Origin of the sequence: Marivirga aurantiaca, from assembly GCF_016679925.1 — a bacterium.
Classification (GTDB): domain Bacteria; phylum Bacteroidota; class Bacteroidia; order Cytophagales; family Cyclobacteriaceae; genus Marivirga; species Marivirga aurantiaca.
Genome location: NZ_JAEQBW010000014.1, coordinates 1 through 22,314 on the forward strand (window position 1 = coordinate 1; position 22,314 = coordinate 22,314).

Annotated in this window: 27 protein-coding genes; 5 read left to right on the forward strand and 22 right to left on the reverse strand. The window is 37.6% G+C overall.

Annotated elements, in window-relative coordinates:
• Positions 1 to 174 precede the first annotated feature (174 nt).
• From JKA74_RS18645 to JKA74_RS18655, 3 genes are all read left to right on the forward strand, one after another.
• The gene (locus tag JKA74_RS18645; protein ID WP_201432756.1) at positions 175 to 720 is read left to right on the forward strand and encodes a helix-turn-helix domain-containing protein; all 546 of its coding nucleotides are present in this window, start codon (positions 175 to 177) and stop codon (positions 718 to 720) included.
• 100 nt (positions 721 to 820) lie between these two features.
• On the forward strand, positions 821 to 1,519 hold the full coding sequence (locus tag JKA74_RS18650) for a nuclear transport factor 2 family protein (protein ID WP_201432757.1): 699 nt from the start codon (positions 821 to 823) through the stop codon (positions 1,517 to 1,519).
• Positions 1,506 to 2,402 (forward strand): PQQ-dependent sugar dehydrogenase, encoded by an 897-nt coding sequence (locus tag JKA74_RS18655; RefSeq protein WP_201432758.1) that lies wholly within the window; start codon positions 1,506 to 1,508, stop codon positions 2,400 to 2,402. Before JKA74_RS18650 ends, JKA74_RS18655 begins: the two co-directional genes overlap by 14 nt.
• Before the next feature lie 232 nt (positions 2,403 to 2,634).
• Here the strand turns inward: JKA74_RS18655 and panB are convergent, their stop codons facing one another.
• From panB to JKA74_RS18720, 13 genes are all read right to left on the reverse strand, one after another.
• The gene (gene panB / locus JKA74_RS18660; RefSeq protein ID WP_201432759.1) at positions 2,635 to 3,456 is read right to left on the reverse strand and encodes a 3-methyl-2-oxobutanoate hydroxymethyltransferase; all 822 of its coding nucleotides are present in this window, start codon (positions 3,454 to 3,456) and stop codon (positions 2,635 to 2,637) included.
• 11 nt (positions 3,457 to 3,467) lie between these two features.
• Complete coding sequence (locus JKA74_RS18665) at positions 3,468 to 3,824, reverse strand: nuclear transport factor 2 family protein (RefSeq protein WP_201432760.1); 357 nt, start codon at positions 3,822 to 3,824, stop codon at positions 3,468 to 3,470.
• Between the two features lie 74 nt (positions 3,825 to 3,898).
• Complete coding sequence (locus JKA74_RS18670) at positions 3,899 to 4,351, reverse strand: YybH family protein (RefSeq protein WP_201432764.1); 453 nt, start codon at positions 4,349 to 4,351, stop codon at positions 3,899 to 3,901.
• A 142-nt stretch (positions 4,352 to 4,493) separates the two neighbouring features.
• Entirely contained in the window at positions 4,494 to 5,144 is a 651-nt protein-coding gene (locus JKA74_RS18675) for an NADPH-dependent F420 reductase (protein WP_201432766.1), read from the reverse strand.
• Positions 5,145 to 5,245: 101 nt separating this feature from the next.
• Positions 5,246 to 5,854, reverse strand: coding sequence for a Crp/Fnr family transcriptional regulator (locus JKA74_RS18680; RefSeq protein ID WP_201432767.1), 609 nt, complete (start codon positions 5,852 to 5,854; stop codon positions 5,246 to 5,248).
• Positions 5,855 to 6,055: 201 nt separating this feature from the next.
• Entirely contained in the window at positions 6,056 to 7,030 is a 975-nt protein-coding gene (locus JKA74_RS18685) for a zinc-binding alcohol dehydrogenase family protein (protein WP_201432768.1), read from the reverse strand.
• 351 nt (positions 7,031 to 7,381) lie between these two features.
• Positions 7,382 to 8,467 (reverse strand): right-handed parallel beta-helix repeat-containing protein, encoded by a 1,086-nt coding sequence (locus tag JKA74_RS18690; RefSeq protein ID WP_201432769.1) that lies wholly within the window; start codon positions 8,465 to 8,467, stop codon positions 7,382 to 7,384.
• A 252-nt stretch (positions 8,468 to 8,719) separates the two neighbouring features.
• Entirely contained in the window at positions 8,720 to 9,172 is a 453-nt protein-coding gene (locus JKA74_RS18695) for a DUF1569 domain-containing protein (RefSeq protein ID WP_201432770.1), read from the reverse strand.
• Complete coding sequence (locus tag JKA74_RS18700; protein WP_201432771.1) at positions 9,156 to 9,590, reverse strand: VOC family protein; 435 nt, start codon at positions 9,588 to 9,590, stop codon at positions 9,156 to 9,158. Before JKA74_RS18700 ends, JKA74_RS18695 begins: the two co-directional genes overlap by 17 nt.
• A 72-nt stretch (positions 9,591 to 9,662) precedes the next feature.
• Positions 9,663 to 10,091, reverse strand: a complete 429-nt coding sequence (locus JKA74_RS18705) for a helix-turn-helix domain-containing protein (protein ID WP_201432772.1) — start codon at positions 10,089 to 10,091, stop codon at positions 9,663 to 9,665.
• A 238-nt stretch (positions 10,092 to 10,329) separates the two neighbouring features.
• Positions 10,330 to 10,950 carry a VOC family protein gene (locus tag JKA74_RS18710; protein WP_201432773.1) on the reverse strand — a complete coding sequence of 207 codons (621 nt, stop codon included), beginning with the start codon at positions 10,948 to 10,950 and terminating at the stop codon, positions 10,330 to 10,332.
• A 152-nt stretch (positions 10,951 to 11,102) separates the two neighbouring features.
• Positions 11,103 to 11,486 carry a DUF3037 domain-containing protein gene (locus tag JKA74_RS18715; RefSeq protein ID WP_201432774.1) on the reverse strand — a complete coding sequence of 128 codons (384 nt, stop codon included), beginning with the start codon at positions 11,484 to 11,486 and terminating at the stop codon, positions 11,103 to 11,105.
• Complete coding sequence (locus JKA74_RS18720; RefSeq protein ID WP_201432775.1) at positions 11,464 to 12,261, reverse strand: HipA family kinase; 798 nt, start codon at positions 12,259 to 12,261, stop codon at positions 11,464 to 11,466. Before JKA74_RS18720 ends, JKA74_RS18715 begins: the two co-directional genes overlap by 23 nt.
• A gap of 217 nt (positions 12,262 to 12,478) precedes the next feature.
• On the opposite strand from JKA74_RS18720, the gene JKA74_RS18725 reads away from it, so the two are divergent.
• Positions 12,479 to 12,676: a YwbE family protein gene (locus JKA74_RS18725; RefSeq protein WP_201432776.1), complete on the forward strand. Its 198-nt coding sequence runs from the start codon at positions 12,479 to 12,481 to the stop codon at positions 12,674 to 12,676.
• Between the two features lie 185 nt (positions 12,677 to 12,861).
• Here the strand turns inward: JKA74_RS18725 and JKA74_RS18730 are convergent, their stop codons facing one another.
• Entirely contained in the window at positions 12,862 to 13,530 is a 669-nt protein-coding gene (locus tag JKA74_RS18730; protein WP_201432777.1) for a YcxB family protein, read from the reverse strand.
• A 262-nt stretch (positions 13,531 to 13,792) separates the two neighbouring features.
• Complete coding sequence (locus tag JKA74_RS18735) at positions 13,793 to 14,593, reverse strand: DUF2971 domain-containing protein (protein ID WP_201432778.1); 801 nt, start codon at positions 14,591 to 14,593, stop codon at positions 13,793 to 13,795.
• Positions 14,594 to 14,892: 299 nt separating this feature from the next.
• Here JKA74_RS18735 and JKA74_RS18740 point away from each other — a divergent pair, with 299 nt between their 5' ends.
• Positions 14,893 to 15,102 (forward strand): hypothetical protein, encoded by a 210-nt coding sequence (locus tag JKA74_RS18740; RefSeq protein WP_201432779.1) that lies wholly within the window; start codon positions 14,893 to 14,895, stop codon positions 15,100 to 15,102.
• Between the two features lie 81 nt (positions 15,103 to 15,183).
• Here JKA74_RS18740 and JKA74_RS18745 read toward each other — a convergent pair whose 3' ends face one another.
• From JKA74_RS18745 to JKA74_RS18775, 7 genes are all read right to left on the reverse strand, one after another.
• Positions 15,184 to 16,578: an ice-binding family protein gene (locus tag JKA74_RS18745; protein WP_201432780.1), complete on the reverse strand. Its 1,395-nt coding sequence runs from the start codon at positions 16,576 to 16,578 to the stop codon at positions 15,184 to 15,186.
• Positions 16,579 to 17,114: 536 nt separating this feature from the next.
• Entirely contained in the window at positions 17,115 to 17,675 is a 561-nt protein-coding gene (locus JKA74_RS18750; protein WP_201432781.1) for a helix-turn-helix domain-containing protein, read from the reverse strand.
• Between the two features lie 222 nt (positions 17,676 to 17,897).
• A complete protein-coding gene (locus tag JKA74_RS18755; protein ID WP_201432782.1) occupies positions 17,898 to 19,247 on the reverse strand; it encodes a dicarboxylate/amino acid:cation symporter in 1,350 nt (449 codons plus the stop codon).
• Entirely contained in the window at positions 19,244 to 20,170 is a 927-nt protein-coding gene (locus JKA74_RS18760) for a TerC family protein (protein WP_201432783.1), read from the reverse strand. Before JKA74_RS18760 ends, JKA74_RS18755 begins: the two co-directional genes overlap by 4 nt.
• 58 nt (positions 20,171 to 20,228) lie before the next feature.
• A complete protein-coding gene (locus JKA74_RS18765) occupies positions 20,229 to 20,858 on the reverse strand; it encodes a DedA family protein (protein ID WP_201432784.1) in 630 nt (209 codons plus the stop codon).
• 279 nt (positions 20,859 to 21,137) lie between these two features.
• On the reverse strand, positions 21,138 to 21,503 hold the full coding sequence (locus JKA74_RS18770) for a hypothetical protein (protein ID WP_201432785.1): 366 nt from the start codon (positions 21,501 to 21,503) through the stop codon (positions 21,138 to 21,140).
• A gap of 220 nt (positions 21,504 to 21,723) precedes the next feature.
• Positions 21,724 to 22,275, reverse strand: coding sequence for a TlpA family protein disulfide reductase (locus tag JKA74_RS18775; protein WP_201432786.1), 552 nt, complete (start codon positions 22,273 to 22,275; stop codon positions 21,724 to 21,726).
• Positions 22,276 to 22,314 lie beyond the last annotated feature (39 nt).

A 22,314-nucleotide genomic window follows, 5' to 3' on the forward strand; every position in this document is an offset into this window, starting at 1 on the left:
AAGCAACTAAAATACACTCTCCCCAAATCTAAAGAGATAAAAACCAAAATCCTGAAGCCCACTCAGGAGCAGGAATGGCTATTGAATATGAAAATTTAATTTTGGGTCACGCGTTGCACAAAACAGGTGCAATATGTTAAGGTTCTCAGGCAATCCGGCTTTTCAGTCAGTCGGATGTCTAAAGAACAACATTATCTTACTGTAATGACTATTGCCATTCTCTCTATTACTATTACCTATCAGATTGCATTATTTGGAGTGTTTACCTATATATGGGGAGCACTCATTTTTTCATTAGTGCTTTATTACCTGCTAGGCAGCATATTACTTTCCTCGGGTAATTTTACTTTGCAATTAAAGAACAGCAAGGTGAAGGGAGGAGATCAACTTTTGGAACGTTTGCATCTTCATATGAAGATAAATAAGCCCTTTGTTAAACGGGATTTAAAGTTGGAAGATTTGGCCACTACTTTGTCAGTGAATCGTCAAACGCTTTCTCAATTACTAAACAAGCACCATAAGCATGGCTTTACTCAGTTCCTGAGAGAGTATAGAATTAATGAAGCTAAGAAATTGATTGAGAACCGCCCTGAACTATCAATGGAAGGAGTAGGTTACGAAGCCGGTTTTCGCTCAAACTCTTCTTTTTATGAAGCTTTTAAAAAAATAGAAAACTGCACACCAGCAGACTACAAAAACAGGCTTCAAAAGGCTGTTTAATCCTAAACAACTTCGGATTGATCATTCCGAAGGACTCAAAAGCCTGCATTTAAGACATCCCCATCCTTTTGCTGTAAGCTTGTATAAAAAAACTTATACTATGAAGATTCTAAAACTTACCCTATTGCTTTTACTATTGGCAAAAACCTCAGCTTTTGCACAAACTGATCATGAGCAAATCACTCAGACTATTCAGAAATTCATTGTAGGCACTACCTATAATTATCCTGATTCCATCAATGCTGCTTTCTTTCCTGATACCCGCATGTTTCTTTACAATGGCACAGATACGGCCTTTCATATGACTTCGGAATATTATGCATCCTTATACAGTAGGCGCGAACCAGGTACTAAGAATAACAGGATTAATAAAATTGTTAATATTCACATTGTGGAAGATGCGGCATTTGCCCAATTGCAGGTAGATGTTCCTTTCTTCGGCAATCGGTACAACGATCTTCTGTTGCTGAAAAAAATCAGGGGAGAATGGAAAATTGTTTCCAAATGTACTTCTGCAGCGCCTATTCCGAAAAGCCCTGCCGAGATGGTGCCAAAGCCTGCAAAAGAAGTAGTATTGGAGGGGTTGAACCGTCCCTGGAGCATTGCCTTCCTGTCTGCCGAGGAAGCGATTATCGCTGAAAAGGATGGAGCTCTTTTAAGAGTAAACCTTCAATCGGGTAACAGATTACCCATTTCCGGCTTACCTCATGATGTGGCCAGAGCTATTAAAATTGATACTGTAAAAACATCCGAATGGTATTTTCCCTTTCCGGGCGCATGGGAAAATGCACAGCTTTAATGCCGGATGGTTCCAGATATTGCTTGATCCTGATTTTAAGGATAATTCTTATTTATATATTTCTTACGCGGCAGAAAATAAAGCGAAGGAAAGTGCGCTGAAAATAGTAAGAGGCAAATTGACAGGGAATAAATTAACTGAGGTGGAGACTTTATATTTAGCAGGGCCTTACTCTCATGGATTATTCCATTATGGGGGAGGGATGGTTTTTGGTGCGGATGGAAAATTGTACATCACCACCGGAGAGCGAAATTTTTACGAGCATTTAAATCCTGCTTTACCCACCGCTCAGGATGTAAGTGACAAAAGGGGGAAAGTTATAAGATTGAATCCGGATGGCTCTATCCCAAAAGATAATCCTGACTTTGGTAAAAATGCTGCTCCAGGATTGTTTGCTGTTGGTATACGTGCTGCTCAAGGCATTATTCAGGACCCTGCAACGGGGGATTTATGGTTTACTGAGCATGGAACTTTTCAGGGGGATGAATTGAACCTGCTTGAGAAGGGAGCAAATTATGGTTGGCCTTATAAAACTACAGGAGGATATCGCACTAAAGATTATAAGCCGGAGGTACCTAATGATCTTATTTTCAAAGAACCGGTCTATTCATGGGATCATACTATAGCGCCAACAGGGCTCACATTTTACCAGGGAAGAGAATTCCCCCAATGGCAGGGTAACCTTATTGTTCCCGGCCTTAGCAAAGGGAATTTATGGCGTTTAATAATAGAAAATAAAGAGCTAATTGCCGCTGAGGAGCTATTTATTAATGACCGAGTCCGGCTAAGAAAAGCCGTAATTTCCCCGGATGGTCAGCTATATCTGCTGACAGATGAAGAAGATGGTAAATTGCTGAAGGTAGTTAATAAGGCAAAAGAATAGTAAAAGTAGTGAAGCCGGAGTAGAGGCCGGCTTCGCTTTTAATACCTGATTTTTTATTCGTTTGAAAAGCCGTTAATTGAATTTTATCGGTTCAAAAACCTCAAAAATGAGTTCCTTACTCAATTTCAAGTCATCGGTTCCTATATTTATTTGTGTTATATCATATATTGAGGAATACCTGCTTATTTATTTACCTTGGGTTACTTTCCACCCTAAAATAAGCAAACCTACCTTAATAAGACTCGTTTTCATTGGGAAAATCCTGACTCTTTACATCTTCAATATAGTTTTGAACGGCATTGGTTATAGTTGCATGTAAGTCTGAATATCGTCTCAAAAACTTGGGCGAAAAATCTTTGTTAATGCCCAACATATCATGCATTACCAATACTTGTCCGTCTGTGAAAGCACCAGCGCCAATCCCAATTGTGGGGATAGATAATTTGTCGGTAATTTCTGCTGCTAATTTTGCCGGAATCTTTTCTAAAGTAACTGCATAGCAACCTGCTTTCTCTAATAGCAAAGCATCATTGATTAGCTTTTCAGCCTCTGCTTTTTCTTTAGCTCTTACAGTATAGGTGCCGTATTTGTTGATGGATTGAGGCATCAAACCCAAATGCCCCATTACAGGAATGCCTGCATCCACAATTTTCCTGATGTCTTCAATGATTTCTTCCCCACCTTCAATTTTTAAGGTGTCTGCCCCTGTTTCTTTCATAATCCTGATGGCAGCTTGCAATGAAAGTTCCGGATTGCCCGAACAGGTTCCAAATGGCATGTCTACCACCACCAAAGCACGCTTTACTGCTTTCACTACCGAACTGCCGTGATAAATCATTTGATCAAGTGTCATCGGTAAGGTAGTCACATTTCCTGCCATTACGTTTGAAGCAGAGTCACCCACTAAAATAGCGTCCATGCCGGCCTGGTCAATTATGGAAGCCATTGAATAATCGTAAGCAGTAAGCATGGAGATTTTCTCACCCCTACTTTTCATTTCTTTCAAACGGTGCGTGGTAACTTTTCTTTTATTATTCTCTGTTGCTGCTGACATAGTGCTTTGTATTATTTATTGCTAATAAAAGTGGCAACGGTATGAAACTTAATTTTATCGTTTTCAAAAAAGAAGGAATCCGAACCCATAGGGATTTCAGCTAAATCTGATTTGCTAGCCCAAATGATGTGCGCCACATTTTCTGTTACCGTTAGCTGTTTCATTTGAAATTCAGCACCTGTAGGTATCAACTTAAAGATTTCCTCAAAAAATCCTCGGATTTTACCTAGTCCTTTTAGCGGTCCGTTCTCTGTCAACAGGGTTGAATTTTCTGTATAATCCAGCATGATTTCATCCAAATTATTGCTGCCAAATGCATTTAAATGATGCATTAATACTTCTTTAGTTGTTATTTCCAATTCGTTCATAATTTTTAATTCTTTTAAAAAAACAAAGTATTCCTATATCAAATAGGAATACTTTGTTGAGTGGTTCAATAATTTTATTTCGGTTGATTGTACATATAGCTTGCGATTTTCCAATCACCCTTTTCTTTTTGCAGAATAAAGGTTTCACGAAAGTCTGCTGGTACATTTTCTTTTGACGCTTTAATCACAAATGATCCTGTTGAAGTGGAACTTACAATTGCATATTTACCTTGCACGATTACTTCTCCAATACTCACTTTTAAGTCGTAACTAAAATTATCAAAAACATATTGAAAGGTTCCGTTTACTTGTTCACTCCCTGTAGCAGTAGGTGCTCCCTGCGCAAGTAATACGCCTGTTTTTGTAAATAAAGATGTTACTTTTTCTGCATCGCCTGAATTTAATGCATCAAAATAAGTATGAATCAATTCTTCTACTGCAACTTTTTCCTTTGATTGTGCATAGGCAGTAGTTCCCAACAACAATATTGATACGGTAGCTAAAAAGCTAGTTACTGATTTTTTCATTTTTATTATTATTTAAATTGTTAAAATTGATTATTTGACAATGTCGTTTAGTTAAGCATTTGTTAATGCCTCATCCTTAATCCTTCTCCGATTGGAGAAGGAAGTATGTCTTAACTAATCGACATTGGGTTATGTAATTGAATTAAATTTTTGATTTTGCTTCGGTTGCGTTTACGGCTTTTCCTAAAGCCCCAAATTCATGCAAGTCACCAAATACTTCAATGCGAATTGATTGATTTAAACCACCTACTTTCACTGCATCAAAGCCACTGTCTTGTATCAGTTGTTCCACTTTTGCATCAACAGTTGCGTCATCAGAAGCATAAAACAATACAGATTTCTCTGGTGATTGATATGCTGCGCTGGCTAAAGAAGCTGCTCCCAATGTGCCAAATGCTTTTACCAAAATGGCTCCTTTGGGCAATATTGCAGCGTTCAATTGTCCAGCGGATTCTTTTTCACCAATGATTTTTTTAAAGCCACCATTTTCGTCCGGTGCAATAGGGTTAGAAGGGTCAATAATGATTTTTCCTTGCAGTTCAGTAGCGTACTGTTTAAACAGGTCTTGTATGGTATTGAACCAAACTGATAGAATAATGATATCAGCTGTCTTAATGGCTTCGGCAGTTTCAGCGGAAGTTGCAAGGCTTCCCAGTTCCTGTGCCAGTAATTTAGCATTCTCATGTTTTCTGCCAGCCACAATTACAGGTTGATTACCTTTTACTAAATTTTGGGCGACTACTTTGCCTATATTTCCTAAGCCAATAACCGCTACTTTTGATTTTGTTGTCATACTATTTCTTATTGAATTTATTTATAAATTGATAATGCAAAGGTTCATCGGAATGGAGCCTTATTACAATGAACTGCATCAAGAAATAGTATTGATGTAGTTTAAGAATTTTTAGCCTGCTTGTTTCTTAAGCGACTTAAAAACTCTGGCGTGATGCCCAAAAATGAAGCAATTTGGGTTTGTGGGAGGCGGTTGGAGAGATGTGAATAATTTTCCAGAAATGATAAATACCTTTCTTCTGCAGTAGAACTTATGTTTTGTAGCAATCGCTTTTGAAGTGAGACGAAATTATTTTCAATCAACACACGGAAAATACGATCAAACTTAGGGGCCTGGGTGTAAAGGGCAAGTAAATTTTCATGACTTATTTGCAATACCATGGTGTCTTCAAGCGCATCAATATTCAGCCCCGAAGGTTTACGCTCATGAAAACTTCCAATGTTACTAATCCACCAATTTTCAGAAGCAAATTGCAAGATATGTGTATTGCCTTTATCGTCCACCTTGTACATGCGGAGGCAGCCACGCACCACAAAGTTAAACTGATTGCAGATATCTCCTTCTTGCAAAGCATACTGCCTTTTTCTATAAAGCCTTGGTTTGAACAACTCAATCACCAAATGTTGCTCCTCTGCGTTTAAAGGAATAAGTTCCGTAAAATAATTAAGCAGAGGTTGTATTTGTGTAAAGATTAAATCGTTTTTGTCCATGTATGAATTCAGCTTTTGGGTAATGATACCCGGTAAATCTCTTAAAGTTTAAGATAAACAAAAATGTGAATTTAAAAGCAGTTACATAAGCTCTTTCCACATAAAAGAATTTAAATACATGATTTCTAAATCTTTCTTATGAGCATATTGTCTTAGCTAATCGAAAGTGCATTAGAATCTGTTAAAAACGAGATTTGATTCCTAATGCTGAGTGACAATTACAATTTTACCGTTAGCCATATTTGCTTCCATAAGCCTGTGAGCCTCCGCTATTTGATCCGTTTTAAATACTTTACCAATCTTCAGTTGATACTCCTCAGCCTCTAAGGAATCAATAAAGGTTTGAAAATCCTTAACTGGACTCTTAATCTGTCCACTGTCATAAATGGTTAACCGAACAGTTGCTGGGATAAATTCCATTGGCGCAAAATCCGGAATAGACCAACTTTCAGAAAGCATGCCAGTCATGCAGACCGTACCGCCTGGTTTTACGCATTGCACAGAATCCTGTAAGGTTTTTGCCCCAACTAATTCCATCACCTTATCCACTCCCTCAGGATAAATTGATCTGATTTGATCTTGTAGTTTACCTTCATCAATCAGTACCTCAGAAGCTCCGGCTTCTAAAAGCATTTTTCTTTTATTGGGGTTCCGAGTAGTTACAATTACTTTGAGTCCTTGTTTTTGGGCAACCTGTATGGCCAAAAAACCAACTGAAGAGGTGCCTCCTCTAATGAGTAGGGTTTCACCTTTTTGAATGTTTAATGCTGGAAACAAAGAGCCATGTACGGTCTGAAACATTTCAGGAATGGCACCCAAAATATCCCAGGGTAAAGTGCTTTGAATTGGATAAATTATACTTCCGGGAAGTACAGTGAATTCTGCATAGCCTCCGTCATATGCCCGACCCATTTCCCCCATAAAAGCCATTACTTTTTGACCTTTCTGAAATTTACCGGTAGGGTCTTTTTCTATTTCTCCAACGCACTCAATTCCTAAGACTCTGGGGAATTTCACTGATGGAGAATAGCCTTTACGTGTCATTATTTCAGAACGATTTAGGCCAAATGCCCTTACTTTTACCAAAACCTGATCCTTTTCAGGTTCAGGAACTTGTCGGTCTTCAATAATTAAGTTTTCCGGATTCCCGGGCTGGTAGAGTACAACTGCCTTCATTTTCACAATATTATATTAAATAGGCTTCTCATGATAATTTATTTTGCATTTAAATACTTCCTTATGGTTCCTAGATAACATTTCATTAAAATTCTTTAGCAATTAAAAACCTCAAAAAATATATCCTTCGTAATAAAGTGGTATTTCGTTTTTCGTATTTCGTTTCTAAATTTCACTTTCTTTTTTCTTGACAAAAAAGAAACAAAAAGTCAAGACAAAAAGATGCTTCCACGCTACAATCCAACACCCTCCCCGCCTTTTTGTCCTCCTACCCGCCCTCTCCGAGCAAATTTTATTGGTTTAGAGAGTTCAAGGTATTTATCAAGAGTACCCTTTATATTCCATAATGGGCTATTTGGTAAATAATCCTGCTTTCAAATTTGAGCCTTCTGTGCCTGGTTTAATATGTAAATAATACTTGCTCGTGAGATCTTCAACAATCTGGAGAGTCCCCTCCTTTTTTATTATCACATCTTTTGAAAGCTTTAATTTTTTCTGGTTGCCTTTTTCACCAAAACCACTAGCTCCACCACCTTTATTTACCAGTTGATCATATCCCACCACCATTGAGTTAGAAATAGTGAAGGTGTTTTTTTCATCTTTATCCAGAATCCAAAAAATGTTGGCACCTGTTACCACATTGTTATAATACTTAAAATCTTCGTCAAGCGTCCATGACCAAACGGCTGCTCCGTAATTACTAATGATCAGGTTATGATGCATTTCACTATCTTTTGCTGGTTCTTCTGATTGCCAAAAAACAACCGCATCTTTTACTTTGTAAAATATACAATGATCCACCACAATGCCCTGGCCGCTTGCCAGCACCCCCACATGATTGGGTATAGCATGTCTGTCACCAATAAATAAACATTGAGTGATTCTTAGGTCGTCCAGATGCTCGCCTTCACGCACTATCGGATAATTTCTACGAACTAATCCTTCTTCAGGGGTTTCATGTACGGGTGAACCCAGAATCCTTAAGCCCTGAATGGTGACATGGCTAGTTTCAATCTGAATGCCATAAGACGCACCTCCAATCGGGTCTGGCTTTCCATATGGTTTGAAATTGAGTGGCATGGTAGAAACAATAACCGGCATTTTTCCTGGATTCCAATCCTCATCATCGGGGTTTACTGTGGAGCGAATGGTCAATCTTTCTTCTCTTGTGAAATGCCAGTTTACTGGATGGAAAGTGACTGTGGCATCTAATCCGTAGATACCAGGAGAAAGATAAATTGTAACAGCACCTCTTCCATTGGCTTTGTTTAGCCTTTCACTTGCTTCAAACAACGATTGAATGGGGGATTCTTCTGTGCCGATATTCGTGTTCTTTCCCTTTTCAGGATCAATAAATAATGACCCGCTATCTATTTGTGCATTTGAGCTTAAAATAATAAAAGTGAAGAATGCAGCTACCAATAATATCCTTTTCATTGTTTAGGTTTTAAGTTTAATTACAAAGTTCTACTAATTATTGCCAACAGACCCTTGATCTATCTTAAGAAATTAAGGTAGCGTATTTTCTAAAACTATCCCATTTGCAGTCTATAACGTGAATGTTGGTAACAGTCATTTTAGTAATCATTGTTGTTTCTGTTTTATGTTAAACTCATTGTAAACTTCAACAATGATTCTAATGCTGACTTCTTCAAAATTGCCATTTTTCATGCCAGCCATCTATGTTTTTTACACTCCAAATTGCCTCAAATGATGATCAGAATGCTTGTATGCTAGAATGCCGATTTGTTCCTTGGTCATTTTTCCAAAAAAATCATGAATAAAGTCTGGGTTATCATATTGTTCATATGCTTTTGTCAACGAAATCCATTTTGATTTTTCTGCTTCCAAATCTCCATTCGTTTCTTGCACCTTGAATTGAGAGGATGTAGGAATATTTTTATCCAATGGTTTTTCATTCTTTATCATTCTCTTCAGGGCCATTTTCCCGAATATTTTACCCATAAAAGCCTGCTTATAGGTATGATTGTCTTTCCCCAAAATCCATCCATTCCAATAGGTGTTATGCTTTACCATTTGAAAAAGATTCATTTTCCCCCACCGAGCTGTATGGTCATTGTTTAATGAGTTGATTCGTACAATCAATTCTTCCCTAAGCTGGTTGTCAAATATCGTTTTCATTGTCAAAATTGGTTAGAGGTTGCAATGAAAAATAGTTTCCTGAGTCATCTTTGAACAATGCTTCTGTTCCGTAGAATTCTTTTTTGGGCGGTTTTATAAATTCTACCCCTTTGGCTTTCAGCTCTTCATAAGTGGCAAAAATGTCGTTACAGGTTAATACGCCACAGCCAAATATTCCTTTTTTGATTAGGTCAATTAATGTTTCAGCGGTTTCTTTGGGAAACATTTTGCTCACCTTTACAGGAAAAAGCACTAATTGCAAGTCAGGTTGTTCCGGTGGCGAGACAGTAAGCCAACGTGAGTCCGGTCCCATAGGAATATCATCTACCACTTTGAAGCCTAATTTGTTTACATAAAAGTCATAGGCGCTGTCCTGGTCTATAACATGAATGTTGGTAACAGTCATTTTAGTAATCATTGTTGTTTCTGTTTTATGTTAAACTCACTGTAAACTTCAACAATGATTCTAATACCGGCTTCTTCAAAATTGCTATTTTTCATACCAGCCATGTTGGTAGGCATAACAGCCGGGCACAAACGAAAGAGGGTTTTTGGTTATTTTCTCTTTTGTTTGCTTTTTTTGAGCTAAATACATTGAAGGCGATATGCCTACTATTTTTGAAAAAAGCCCGCTAAATGATGAAACGCTATCAAAGCCAACTGAATAACAAACTTCAGTAACAGATGCTTCATTATTCAAGAGTTCCTTCGCTTTTTCAATCCTCACATATTTCAAATATTGATGTGGGGTTTTCCCATAAATGGATTTAAAGAGACGAATAAAATGAAATTTAGAAAAATAAGCTTCATCCGAAATGTTGCTAAGGTCTATTTTGTCAGCATAGTTTTTGTCGATGAAAAGTTTTGCCTGAACTATTCGTCTGTACAAATAAACTTTAGGATATTGTTCTGTTACCATATTTTCAAATTCATCTTATCCAATCACTTCCAATAGTTTCTGGTATGGCAGTAGTGTACAAAAAACGCTCAAATTTGTCCGTCATAGTATAAGTTACCATTTTAAAAATACAAAAACTTTGAGGTTTAGCGAATTATTCATTTTTTATGGAGGCAAGTAATCAAAATATAGAAGAGGAACTGAAGACTTATTTAAAGCTAAATGTCATTCATTATGAAAGGAAAGCCCAGAGAGAAAATCATTTCTCCATCTCCTCATAAGGATTCAGAAAGGCTGCTTCTGATATATCCTCCTGATTACCTCCCCACTTTTTCTCCCCGAATGGCTCTTCCGTAATATCCCAATAAAGTTCTACGGTTACCCCATCAGGATCGGGGAAGTAGAGAGACAGGCTCACCTGGTTGTCTTTTATCACATAAGGAATATCCGTTTCTTTGATATGTTGGTAATAATCTACAAGTACATCGTGGCTGGAAAGTTCAAATGCCACTTGCTGCAGTTGTCGTTCATCTTTATGGGGAAATTCTGCCACTCTTGACTCCAGCAAAACCAACTCATGATGACTGTCGGAAGCACTCATAAATATTCTTCTAAGCCCCTCATAAACCACTTCCTCATTGGTGTGAAAATCCAGGTGTTCTTCATAAAACTGCTGAGACTGATCCAAATCGCTCACCATCATCACAATGTGACCGGGTTTTATTTTCGGGCTATTGTTTTGTTGTACACCGGCAGATCGCTCTTCCATTTGAAGGGAATCATTTTCATGCTTAGTAGCTGACTCAGATGAACGCTCTCCTCCACAGCCGGTGATCCAGAAAAAGAGGGAAAGCAATAGGATGGAGGCTGATTTTTTCATAATGCAGGCTTTTGTTTAAAAACGACCTGTCCAGCCAAGGGTTTTGGTTTTTATCTTGTATTGATGAGGGTATGGCCTGATTCGAAGTCCATTTTAATTTCTCGGCTTCTAAATCTCCACAGCACACTTAACTGAATACCACAGATGACTCCTTACAAAACCAATTCTGCAAATAATTTTTCTAATGTTTGAGAGGCATTATCCGTATAGCCGGGATGTACTTTTGAAAACTGAATAATTGTGCTTCTTGTTGCTGTCAGCCAACGAAAGCGGGATGCTTTATCCAAAGCTGCAATAGCGCCACCTGCTTTACTGCCCATGCAAATTTGCTCCATTGCCTTTAAATTGGCACTTACTACCTCAAGGTCTATCTCAGGAAATAAAGTAAGCAAGCGTTGAGCATCCAATACATATTTAGCTTGTAAAAACTGCTCTGCTTTGCAATATACTATTACTCCAACATTCAGGAACTCTTCACGCTCTACCCTCGGTACAAGGCGAATCACTGCATAATCAAATAAGTTCTTTCCGTGCATTTTGTGCTTCTTTTATGAAAATATCTGAATGTTGTATCCGCGTACTTAAAAAGATGGTGTAAGCATTTCGTTGCTCCTCTTTGGTATCAAAAAGGCTTTCCTCATTTAACCACTCTACAGGGATTAAACCAACAATGGTTTCCAGTAAATCCTTTGTCAACAGCTCCTTGCAAATTTTATCTGCTTCCTCAAGTTGCGTAGCCTGTTTGAGTAAAACATGATTTTTCACCAAAGAAAAAGGAGTCATAATATGTGCTTTCCAGTTGCTCCAGTTATGATGGAAATAAAGTGAGGCGCCCGGATCAATCAACCAAAGCTCTTTGTTCCAGATCAGCATATTGGTGTTGCGGTGGGTGCGGTCAATATTTGTCAGTAGGCAATCCAGCCAAAGTATTTTTGAAGCTGTCAAAGGATCAAGGGTCGTTACTGCCGGGTCAAAAGTAATTGCTCCGGATAAATAATGTACTCCTAAGTTTAAACCTACGCTAAATTTTAAAAGATCCTGAATTTCTTCATCGCCTTCACTGCGGCCAAAACCTTCTGCCAGATTCATAAAAACTAATTCCGGCACCTGCATACCAATGGCACGTGCCAGTTCCCCACCTATCAGGTCAGCGATTAATGCATTGGTACCCTGGCCGGCTCCACGAAATTTAATCACATATAAAAAGCCGTCATCTGCCTCCACTATGGCAGGCATAGAACCGCCTTCTCGCAGTGGGGTAACATAGCGCGTTACGTTGACAGTTCTTAATTCTATTTTATTGCTACTCATTAATTCTATTATTGTCAGAAGCTTCTGCCTTTCATTATGTTGGTTGAACAGAAAGCACTTGAATCACAACTGTGATCGAAATTTAAGTATTTTTTATCTCATTGCCATTGTCGGTAATAACAGTTGAACCTTTGGAGGCTTGTTTTAGCTTAAATGATGACTTTTAGGATGAAAATGGTTTAAATTGCGTCTCTTAAACAAACCAAATTGTTAGTATATGCCTGATGGAAGAAATCAAGACGAGATAAAAATAGGTCTGGAAGTGGAAATTGTTCAGAAACAAGACCAGAGAACGGGGGAATTAACCAATGGAATCGTTAAAAAGATTCTCACGAAATCTGCTTTTCACCCACATGGAATAAAAGTAATGCTGGAGACCGGAGAGGTTGGCAGGGTAAAAGAAATTTTGGAGTAGGGCGATATAAAATAAGATCAACTCATTGATCTTATTTTGATAAACTGTGGATTTTAAGGAAATTCAGCACTTGCAAAGTTCTTATTTATCACATTTGTTGTAATGATATTCGTTGATCAGAGCAGTTTAAATGATCGTTGTTATTTGTAGCTTGAATTAAAATTGACTTTAAAATGGTGAACGTATTATTTTAAGCTTCCCCTCCATTTCCAATTTGTATAATTTTTTAACTCCACCCCTAATTTCTTTGTTACTTCCAATATCTCTGAGCGAAGTTGTTCCTTCTCTACTATTTTGTGCTTTGGTAAAATGAGTGCTTGTCCGCCTTTTAACCGCAGCAAAAAATGTTGAGGGAGTTCATTAAATGATTCAATTGTGGAATAATTTATCTTTGATTCTGAGTTAGTCTCATCTATTCCATAGACAAAATCCTCCTGAAATTCCAACGTTGTTAGTTTATCGATTGAACCTGACATATGTTCCTTAATATGTCTCAAATAATGCTTTTTATATTTCCAACGAGAGTAAAGCGGATAAAAAAGTAGGCATATAATCCCAATTCCTATAAAATAGTTTGTTAGAAATTTATTCGAAAGCTGATAGAATAGACCTGCTAAGGCTAGAAACGTGATCGTTGTAAATAACCAGGTTTTTCTTCGTCTCCAAATAGCTGGTTTTGAAGTGGAGACCAGGAAAAGTTGGTGAGTTAGTAAGTCTGATTCGTCAAGTGAGAAATTATATTTCATTGTAATGGTTGATGATAGCGATTGCTTAAAGCCTTTTGCCTTAAAATTCGGTGTGATTACTTCCTTTATTATCGAGTCGAATTCTGATTTAAAATATCTGCCTGTCATTTTTTATGCCACACAACGCCTGTATAAAACCCGTTTGCTATACTAGGCTATGAAATACTGAAAGTAGTAATTTATGCTTTCTCCGCAAACTGATACACTTCATTAATTGCAAAATCTCAAAATAATTAGGCACCAAACTTGACCAGCGCAATATCTTTGGTTGCCAGCTATGAAAAGCAAGCATAAATTACGGGCTAATTATCAGACACTTTGCTACAGGGTGGTTAGCAAATGGGTTTTATATGTTGTTATCTACTTTTGTTCACAAGTCTTTAAACTGTATTCTGTCATTATTTATTTCAGCTTGAAAAATGCTTGTAAACGGTAATTCTTTTTTGGCAATATTTCGTATTTCCTCTTTATGTGTGTCTATCATATTTGATCCAAGTATTATTTCAGAAATAGCTTCTGGATCAACCATAATTTTTCTTTCTTGATTAGAAAGTCCATATTTTCTAATTTTGAAAAAGCGATATTCATTTTCAAAGTCCCACTTTGTTAATTTACGGAAGACTTGGTCTGTAAACGATTTAATTTTTTGATTAGGATCATATAATGGTGATATAGAAGGAAGTTTTTCATCGTAAATCACTGGTCCACACGATCCAAAGATATCAGAATTTTCAAGCATATATTTTGATTTAATTCCGATGCAAAAACCTTGATGGTCAGATGCATATTCTTCCCACATTCTCATTAAATTTGGGAAACCTGTCAAACTAAGAACACCAGATAGTTTGTCAAATATTTCAAAATACTCTGATTCGATTTCCTTAACTCTATTCTTGTTCTTCAATAGCCCTTTTTTTGTCCAAGATCTGGCAAAGGCTCGGTGTTTTGCTCTACTGTAGTCAGGATTATTCTTTTTTGAGAATTCGAAATACCTTTTCTGAATTTGTTCTGTGGTAACAGATTCGAAGTCCAGTGGAATACTGCAATCATATTCGTCTGTGAAAGAATTGGGATTTGCTAAGTAAAATTCACGATGTGTAATTGTCCTTTTTTCAAATTCTGCAGTCCAGTTACGATATTTGTACAGAATGTCCGGTGTTTTTTTATTCATGTTGAAAAACAACTTTGTAGATAACAATCGGGTAGTAACACAAAAGTTGTCACTATACTCCCTATATTAAGATATAGTAACACTAATGTGTCACTATTTTAAAGTTTACAACCTACCCCCTCCCTCTTTCAAATCCAAATTATTCATCGAAAGGCGATGCAAAATACCTATATATAGGTAGTCGTGTTGGCAAAAAAGTACGAGAAAAGCAGAAATGATAGAAAAACAGGGGCTTAAAGGGTGTAAACTGAACAACAATGCCCCCTTGCAGTAAAGCAAAGCCTTCTTACACTCAAACAATGACATCTTACACTCAAACAAGCTCCTCTTACAATGAAACAATGAGTGCTTACAGTCAAACAAAGCCATCTTACAGCACAACAAGGCCTTCTTACATTGAAACAATGGCATCTTACAGTCATGCATGGACATCTTACATTGATGCAAAGCCTCCTTACAGCCATGCAAAAAAGATTTTATGGGGAATTATTGTCCCTTATCTGATTTAAAAATCGAAATGAGGTGTAATCAAAAAAGCCACCCTAACAGAGTTAGAGTGGCCTTTAAAATGATTGTGAAACTTAGGTTTCTTACAATTCTGTAATGGTATTAGCATCCAGGATCACAGCTGTTTGAGCAAGTGCACGTCCGTTCATAGTAGCACCTGTTAAATAAGTAATACCTGTCATGCAAAGGATGTTTCCTTCGAAATGTGAAGTAGTTCCTATAGTTGTTTCCCCGGCCACTTGCCAAAAGATGTTTTTAGCTTGCGCACCACCGCTCAAGATGATATTAACGGCAGCAGCTTGGGTAAGGTCACCATCGATTTGGAAAATCCAAACATCATCAGCAGTTCCTGTTATAGTTATATCAGTAGCTATAGTAACTGTATTGGTCCACTTATACAAACCCTGGGTAAGGGTAAGGCCTCCAATATTCCCTGTCGCCAATTCCACAAAATCCGGAGTTGGTCTTCCGGCCGCGTCATCATAAGCAGTAATCATGTTCTCCACGGCAGTTGTAAGGGTAACCGGGGTAGGATCGGCCATGTCAGAGGCATATACTTTCCCTGTAACCTGTGCTGAAGTAGCATAACCTGTTGCGTCAGTGAGGGCTAAACCTGTAATGTACGAAGTAGCTGCAGGACTCAAAGCAAGGTCGCCTACAATGGCTGAAGTTGAGCTATTGTTGATAGCTGTTTTAGCAAGAATTACATAGTTAGCTGCTGTACCCAAATCTACTATAGGTAATACTGCGGCAGTTGCTCCCGTAGTAAAATCCACTGTGGTATTTTCTTCCAACGCATTACCTGCCAAATCTTTCGCTCCTGTTGTAAGCGTAACTGTATAGTCAGTATTTGCCTCAAAGTTAACAGCCGGAGTAAAGGTTGCAGTGGTTCCCGCAAAATTTATGCTACCTGAAACGCCTGTTGTTCCGTCTTTCACCATAAATGTGGTTGCATTAATGGTAGTAGGATTCATTGGTTCATTAAATAATATGGATATCGTCTTATTAAGGATAACATCGGTCGCATTATTCAATGGGTCAGTAGTATTGATAGATGGTGCCGAGCCATCCACTTCAGCCTCTGTAGTAAAGCTTAATACATAAGCCGTTTCCATTGCAACTCCTGATGCACTCTTAGCTGCTATCAAAACATTAGCGGTATATACCGTACTAAATGCAAGATCAGCAGAAGGGGTGAATGTAGCTACTTTATTGGAATAGGAAACCTCTCCTGTGATAGGGATTGTTCCTGCCAATAATATAATAGAGGTTGCATTAATAGTGGTTGGATCCATGTCCTGGTTAAACATGAATTCTATAGTTGTGTTTATATTTACTTCCTCAGCATCCTGTGTTGGTGTGCTGGATGATACCAAGGTGGCATCAGGGTTGGGGTTGTTTTCATCGTCATTGTTGCAATTGGTAAAAATCAAAATAGGTAGCAACATGATTGCCAGCATTATTTTTTGAAACTTCATAGTATTTGTTTAAAAAGTGTAATTTATTATAAAGACAAAGGTGGTTCCTTTTGCCCCCAATATAGTTACACAGGAAAAAGTGTTAGTTACAGATATCACTGATTACCTGAAGAAACCCCTACGTATTGATCCCCAAAAGGGCTTTATTCTGGCTTAAAAGGTGTTATTGAGGAAACTCTTGATAAATACTACCATGCCTGAAAACCAAATAAAATTTGCTAGAATGAGCGGGGGGTCGACAAAAAGGCGGGGAGCGCGTTGAATTGCAGCGTGGAAGCATCTTTTTGTCTTGATTTTTTGTATCTTTTTGATCAAGCAAAAAGATAAAGGAATAAAATTTGGTCTTAAAATATTGGAAATTTAAGTCAATCCTCAATATTAAATGAAATCCCTGTATTTGAGGTTGTGTATTTAATTTAAATTCAAATTTTATAAACACTAATAAAAGCAAGGATATCCATTTTCTGGGTAAATTTTATTTTTTATGAGGGGCCTATTTAAAGTGAAGCTACTTTATCTCACTCAGTTGAGACAGCTCAAAGGTGCTCAAGATTGCTCATCCGCTTTTCCCTGAGCCGTTTATAGAAGGATGGCGAAAGTCCGGTTACTTTCTTAAATTGATTGGAGAGGTGGGCTACACTGCTATAGTGAAGTTTATAGGAGATTTCGGTAAGGTTTAATTCATTATAGAGGAGCAACTCTTTCACTTTCTCTATTTTATGGAGAATGATAAAGTTCTGGATAGTCATGCCCTTCACCTCCGAAAAGATATTAGAAAGATAGGTATAGTCATACCCCAACTTTTCACTGATGTAATCCGAATAGTTCACCTTGGGTAGTTCGTCTGAGTAATGGATCATCTCAATGATCACATTTTTTATTTTATCAATCAGGATGCTTCTCTTATCATCCAATAGCTCCAGACCGGATTTCATTAAGTTGGACTTGAGTTGAGCCTGTTGTTCCGGGCGAATGTCCTGCAACACCTCCACTACTCCCAGGTCTAAGGCTACGTACTTTAAACCCAATTTTAACAGCTCCTCTTTAACGATCATTTTACATCGCAGGCTCACCATAAACTTGATGTATAACTTCATTGGTACAACCGGGGATTATTAACAAAAAAGATATTTAAGCCTCCACACTCGTTCAATAGAGGGATATGCAAAGTACAAAAAATCGATAGAGTTACACCCGGTCTGAGCAATTATTCTCGTTAAATATCTTGACTAATTACTGTTTCAAAGCTTCTGTTTTTACTTCAGTAAGCAATTATTATCCCTCTCTCTTATATTTAATAAACACCTCTATAGTTACCTTTAGCCTGTAAACTCTCCTTCCCATTTACCCACTAAAACTGTTGCCAGGCAGTTGCCTATTACGTTTACAGAGGTGCGAGCCATATCCATTAACTCATCTATTCCCAGAATAATAAAGATGGGCTCTACCGGAAGGCCGAAAGTAGCTGCTGTGCCTAAAAGTATCACCAATGAAGCCCTTGGCACACCTGCAACGCCTTTACTGGTAAGCATCAGGGTGAAAACAATTAACAGTTGCTCGCCCCAGCTTAGGGTGATACCTGCTGCCTGGGCTACAAAAACAGTGGCCAAAGAGAGATAAAGTGTGGTGCCATCCAAATTAAAACTGTAGCCTGTAGGCATAACAAAGGCTACAATTCTACGTGATACGCCCAGTTTCTCCAGGTTCTCCATGGCTTTCGGCAAGGCTGCTTCGGAGCTTGTGGTAGCAAAAGCAATAGAAACAGGCTCTGAAATAGCCTGAATAAATTTTCTAAGGTTTACTTTAAACACTAAAGCGATTGGCAATAGAATAAATAATAAGAAAGCCAAGAGGGCTCCATAAAGAGTTGCCAATAAGTAAAACAAATTTACCAAAATACCCAGCCCCATATGCGATACGGTATAAGCAATAGCCGCACCAACCCCAAAAGGAGCAAAATACATCACTATATTGGTAAATTTGAACATCGCTTCAGACAAGCTTTCAGCAAAGCTGATCATAGGTCTCCTTTTTTGTTCATCTTTCACCATAGCAAGCCCCAGCCCAAACAAAATACTGAATACCACTATTTGCAGGATTTGTCCTTCGTAAATGGACTTAGCTATGTTCTCAGGGAAAATATGAAGGATGATATCCTGCCAACCCTGACTCTTGATTTGTGGGATTTCATTGCTCACTATCACAGCAGATAAATCTATTCCTTTGCCGGCTTCAGTTAAATTAATAGCAATCAGGCCAATAAAAAGTGCCAGTGTTGTCACAATTTCAAAATAAAGCAAGGCTTTCCACCCCATGCTGCCTACCTGCTTTAAATTGGAATGTCCGGCAATACCTACTACCAAAGTTCCAAACAATAATGGCGCAATAATTACTTTGATCAGTTTTAGAAAAGCCTGACTTAATACCTGCAAATTATTGGAGAATTCCGGAAAGCTGTGCCCCACTTCTGCCCCAATCAACATACTCACTAAAATCCAGGTAGTAAGGGATTTTCTTATGCACGCATAATAGAAAAAAACAGCCCATAACAACATCCGCAAAGAAGTAAAAACCACTTCCGGAAGTACAAGTATTTGTTCTAATTGTAAAAAGCCAAAGAGCAGGGTAAGAGAACCCATAATTAAAAGAGCAATTTTTACTTTTTTCATTGAGGCACACCTACCTGAGGTTTTTTAGGAAATGAAAGAGATAATACAACTGAAGCAATCAGGATAAAGCCTACTATGCCCAGTGCTAAAACAATGTCCAAATGGTACCAATGACTGATGACAATTTTACTGCCCACAAAAGCTAAAATTAAAGCCAATCCATATTTAAGGTAATGAAAAAGCTCCATCACGCCTGCCAGGGCAAAGAAAAGGGACCTTAAACCTAAAAGGGCAAAAATATTGGAGCTATACACTATAAAAGGGTCTTTGGAAATAGCCAATACTGCCGGAACGCTATCTATTGCAAAAACAATATCGGTAGTTTCCACAATGATCAAAACCACAAACAATGGCGTGGCATGCAGTATTCCTTTAATTTTCACCCAAAAATTAGCCTCATGATATTCATTAGTGACAGGTATAAACAATCGGAGAATTGCCAGGACAACATTTTTTTCCGGGTTTAAAGGCTTTTCCTTTGCGAAAAACATTTTTATGCCGGCAAAAATCAAAAATGCGCCTAAAATATAAACCATAAAGCTAAACCTATTCAAAAGCTCAATGCCCGCAAAAATAAAAATAGCCCTGAAAACAATAGCGCCTAATATTCCCCAGAAGAGCACTTTATGTTGATAAATGGCAGGCACTTTAAAATAGGCAAACAGCATCAGGAACACAAAGAGGTTATCTACACTTAATGATTTTTCTATCAGATAACCGGCTGTAAACTCTAAGGCCAATTTTGAGCCTAACCAATAATAGATTACAACATTGAAAATTGCCGCCAGGCCGATCCAGAATGCAGACCAGCCCAGTGCTTCTTTCACGCTTACGACATGCGCTTTCCGGTTGAACCAGAATAAATCCAGGGCAAGTAGCGAAAGAATTAAAACATTAAATAAAATCCAGACTGAGCTATTCATTTTTTAAAAATTAGAAGTTGATTTTGTAGTTGTAGTAAGAAAAATCTTAAATCTCTTTTCATGAGGTCTTGAAAGAACTGTTGTACCATGTTTTAGCAATAGGAAGAAGTGAAAGCAGCACTATTACTAAAATTACCCACTCCAGGTGATGGATAATCCCCGGAAAAGCTTTGCCAATGAAATTACCGGCAAATACCACTACTATTACCCAAATAGTTACCCCGGTTATGTTCAACAACATAAATCTTTTTTGAGGCATCTTGACAATTCCCGCTAAAATCGGCACAAAAGTTCTAATTACCGGGAGAAAACGGCCAAGTATAAAAGCCATTGGCCCTTTTAATCGATAATAGTCCTCTGTGATTTGAAAATATTTTCTTTTATAAATCCTCCCATCGGGAAGGCCTTTAATCCAGGTGCCTGATTTTCTTCCGAACCAATAGCCCAACCATGATCCCAGGCTTGCTGAAAGTATTAATGTAGAAATTAAGCTGAACAAGCTCAAAGGTAAATAGATCGTTCCGCACAAAAGGCCAGCGGTAAACAATAAAGAATCCCCCGGCAGAAAGAAACCGAAGAATAATCCATTTTCTATAAAAACAACTAATAAAAGCAGGGAAATCCCTCCAAAAGCTAACAGGCTATCGGCTTGCAGCCAATCAAATGCCATTAAAATGATGGTCCCCATTTTATAAGACTTTTATAACTGTATGAGCTTCTTCTGAAATTATTGTCCTGTAAACTTCTTCTTGTGGGGTTGATCTATGCCAGGTAATTTCTAAATCAATAACTGTAGGAAATTCGGCTCTTGATTTTCCACAGAAATGAATAATAATGGAATTAAATACTATGTTTTGCACGATTTATAAATCTGATAATATGAATGAACATTAAATGGCTAATGAATCTATGAAACATAGATGTTTTACATACTCAATACTGCCATGTCAAGAAAATCAGATCCTGTTTAAGGGGCTTTTGAAGAAATGAAAACGTAAAACACATTTCTTGAAAATGTATTTACCGCTAATGATCCGGGAAACGGAAAGAATATCCGTGTAATTGTAAGTGGTTTAACCGCTAATTTTTCAAAGATTTCGGAATGAGGCTGAGCCTTTAAACCGTTTCCGGATAGTTTAGCTGTAGGAAATTCAAAAAGATTAAAATCAGACGCGTCAACCGTTCCCCATTCAGTTGAGAAAGAATAATCTATTATTGTATGGTTCGGGGAATTAAAATTAGAAGGATGGGAAATAAATGAAATAATTAATGTAACACCCACTAAAAAGTTGCCAATATACTGACGCATTTTAAAAGTTGTAATGTTTTTCATTTATGTCTGAAATATACCGTTTTTCATTGTTAGTTGTACACCAATAAAATTTTATTTAGCATAAAATAACATTCAAGGTATTCCGCCATTACGCTTTTTGAGTATAATTAGTTCTGCCTTAATTGGATTTTCTTTTTTCTACCGTAGAAATATCTGTCCCGGAATAAAAAGAAGGTGATTCGGAGCATTATGATGTGGTTTCTAAACTCTCCTATTATAATTAATATCCACCTACCAACTCATCTATCTCATTCAGCTTTTTGACAGAAAATTTACCGGAGGTAGCATAAACAATCTTTCCACTTTTATCAATGACAAAAAAGTATGGGGTATCTTTTTTTTCAAAGTCAAGGGCTTCTTTATAATCTCCCAATTTACCACTGTAAACCAGCACATGCGGATGTAATTTTTCATCAATGCCCTTTTTCATTTTTTTGGTGGCAGCTTTAGAAGCGCCTTGCTTAATGCCAGTAAACATAGGGACAAACACCACATTTACATCCGCTCCCATATCCGGAATTAATCCTCCGGGATCAGATTCTCTCACATATTCATTATAAATTGGTTGAAACCAGGATTTTAAATCATCTTCAGCCTTCTTGCTGTAAGCCAGTCCTATCAAGGTAAATTTACCCTCTGTATCTGTCGGTACCGAAAGCTGTTGATCAGTTAATGTAATTCCACTCATTTCAGGAAAAGGGTCTCCCACCTGAGCCTGGGCAATAAAAGTGGAGAAAAAGATAAAGGCGAAAATGGGAGTTAGCTTTTGCATGATTTTAATAACGTTTTAATGAAAATATCAGTTCATATA

Excerpts from the sequence above, each read along its gene's own strand:
- JKA74_RS18680 (WP_201432767.1), bottom strand. The coding sequence starts at position 5,854 with ATGGACAAAAACGATTTAATCTTTACACAAATACAACCTCTGCTTAAT.
- JKA74_RS18730 (WP_201432777.1), bottom strand. The coding sequence starts at position 13,530 with ATGACAGGCAGATATTTTAAATCAGAATTCGACTCGATAATAAAGGAA.
- JKA74_RS18690 (WP_201432769.1), bottom strand. The coding sequence starts at position 8,467 with ATGAAAAGGATATTATTGGTAGCTGCATTCTTCACTTTTATTATTTTA.
- JKA74_RS18745 (WP_201432780.1), bottom strand. The coding sequence starts at position 16,578 with ATGAAGTTTCAAAAAATAATGCTGGCAATCATGTTGCTACCTATTTTG.
- JKA74_RS18740 (WP_201432779.1), top strand. The coding sequence starts at position 14,893 with ATGACATCTTACACTCAAACAAGCTCCTCTTACAATGAAACAATGAGT.
- JKA74_RS18755 (WP_201432782.1), bottom strand. The coding sequence starts at position 19,247 with ATGAAAAAAGTAAAAATTGCTCTTTTAATTATGGGTTCTCTTACCCTG.
- JKA74_RS18770 (WP_201432785.1), bottom strand. The coding sequence starts at position 21,503 with ATGAAAAACATTACAACTTTTAAAATGCGTCAGTATATTGGCAACTTT.
- JKA74_RS18735 (WP_201432778.1), bottom strand. The coding sequence starts at position 14,593 with ATGAATAAAAAAACACCGGACATTCTGTACAAATATCGTAACTGGACT.
- JKA74_RS18705 (WP_201432772.1), bottom strand. The coding sequence starts at position 10,091 with ATGGTAACAGAACAATATCCTAAAGTTTATTTGTACAGACGAATAGTT.
- JKA74_RS18710 (WP_201432773.1), bottom strand. The coding sequence starts at position 10,950 with ATGAAAAAATCAGCCTCCATCCTATTGCTTTCCCTCTTTTTCTGGATC.
- JKA74_RS18715 (WP_201432774.1), bottom strand. The coding sequence starts at position 11,486 with ATGCACGGAAAGAACTTATTTGATTATGCAGTGATTCGCCTTGTACCG.
- JKA74_RS18700 (WP_201432771.1), bottom strand. The coding sequence starts at position 9,590 with ATGATTACTAAAATGACTGTTACCAACATTCATGTTATAGACCAGGAC.
- JKA74_RS18760 (WP_201432783.1), bottom strand. The coding sequence starts at position 20,170 with ATGAATAGCTCAGTCTGGATTTTATTTAATGTTTTAATTCTTTCGCTA.
- JKA74_RS18695 (WP_201432770.1), bottom strand. The coding sequence starts at position 9,172 with ATGAAAACGATATTTGACAACCAGCTTAGGGAAGAATTGATTGTACGA.
- JKA74_RS18685 (WP_201432768.1), bottom strand. The coding sequence starts at position 7,030 with ATGAAGGCAGTTGTACTCTACCAGCCCGGGAATCCGGAAAACTTAATT.
- panB (WP_201432759.1), bottom strand. The coding sequence starts at position 3,456 with ATGTCAGCAGCAACAGAGAATAATAAAAGAAAAGTTACCACGCACCGT.
- JKA74_RS18725 (WP_201432776.1), top strand. The coding sequence starts at position 12,479 with ATGCCTGATGGAAGAAATCAAGACGAGATAAAAATAGGTCTGGAAGTG.
- JKA74_RS18665 (WP_201432760.1), bottom strand. The coding sequence starts at position 3,824 with ATGAACGAATTGGAAATAACAACTAAAGAAGTATTAATGCATCATTTA.
- JKA74_RS18650 (WP_201432757.1), top strand. The coding sequence starts at position 821 with ATGAAGATTCTAAAACTTACCCTATTGCTTTTACTATTGGCAAAAACC.
- JKA74_RS18720 (WP_201432775.1), bottom strand. The coding sequence starts at position 12,261 with ATGAGTAGCAATAAAATAGAATTAAGAACTGTCAACGTAACGCGCTAT.
- JKA74_RS18750 (WP_201432781.1), bottom strand. The coding sequence starts at position 17,675 with ATGAAGTTATACATCAAGTTTATGGTGAGCCTGCGATGTAAAATGATC.
- JKA74_RS18655 (WP_201432758.1), top strand. The coding sequence starts at position 1,506 with ATGCACAGCTTTAATGCCGGATGGTTCCAGATATTGCTTGATCCTGAT.
- JKA74_RS18675 (WP_201432766.1), bottom strand. The coding sequence starts at position 5,144 with ATGACAACAAAATCAAAAGTAGCGGTTATTGGCTTAGGAAATATAGGC.
- JKA74_RS18765 (WP_201432784.1), bottom strand. The coding sequence starts at position 20,858 with ATGGGGACCATCATTTTAATGGCATTTGATTGGCTGCAAGCCGATAGC.
- JKA74_RS18775 (WP_201432786.1), bottom strand. The coding sequence starts at position 22,275 with ATGCAAAAGCTAACTCCCATTTTCGCCTTTATCTTTTTCTCCACTTTT.
- JKA74_RS18670 (WP_201432764.1), bottom strand. The coding sequence starts at position 4,351 with ATGAAAAAATCAGTAACTAGCTTTTTAGCTACCGTATCAATATTGTTG.
- JKA74_RS18645 (WP_201432756.1), top strand. The coding sequence starts at position 175 with ATGTCTAAAGAACAACATTATCTTACTGTAATGACTATTGCCATTCTC.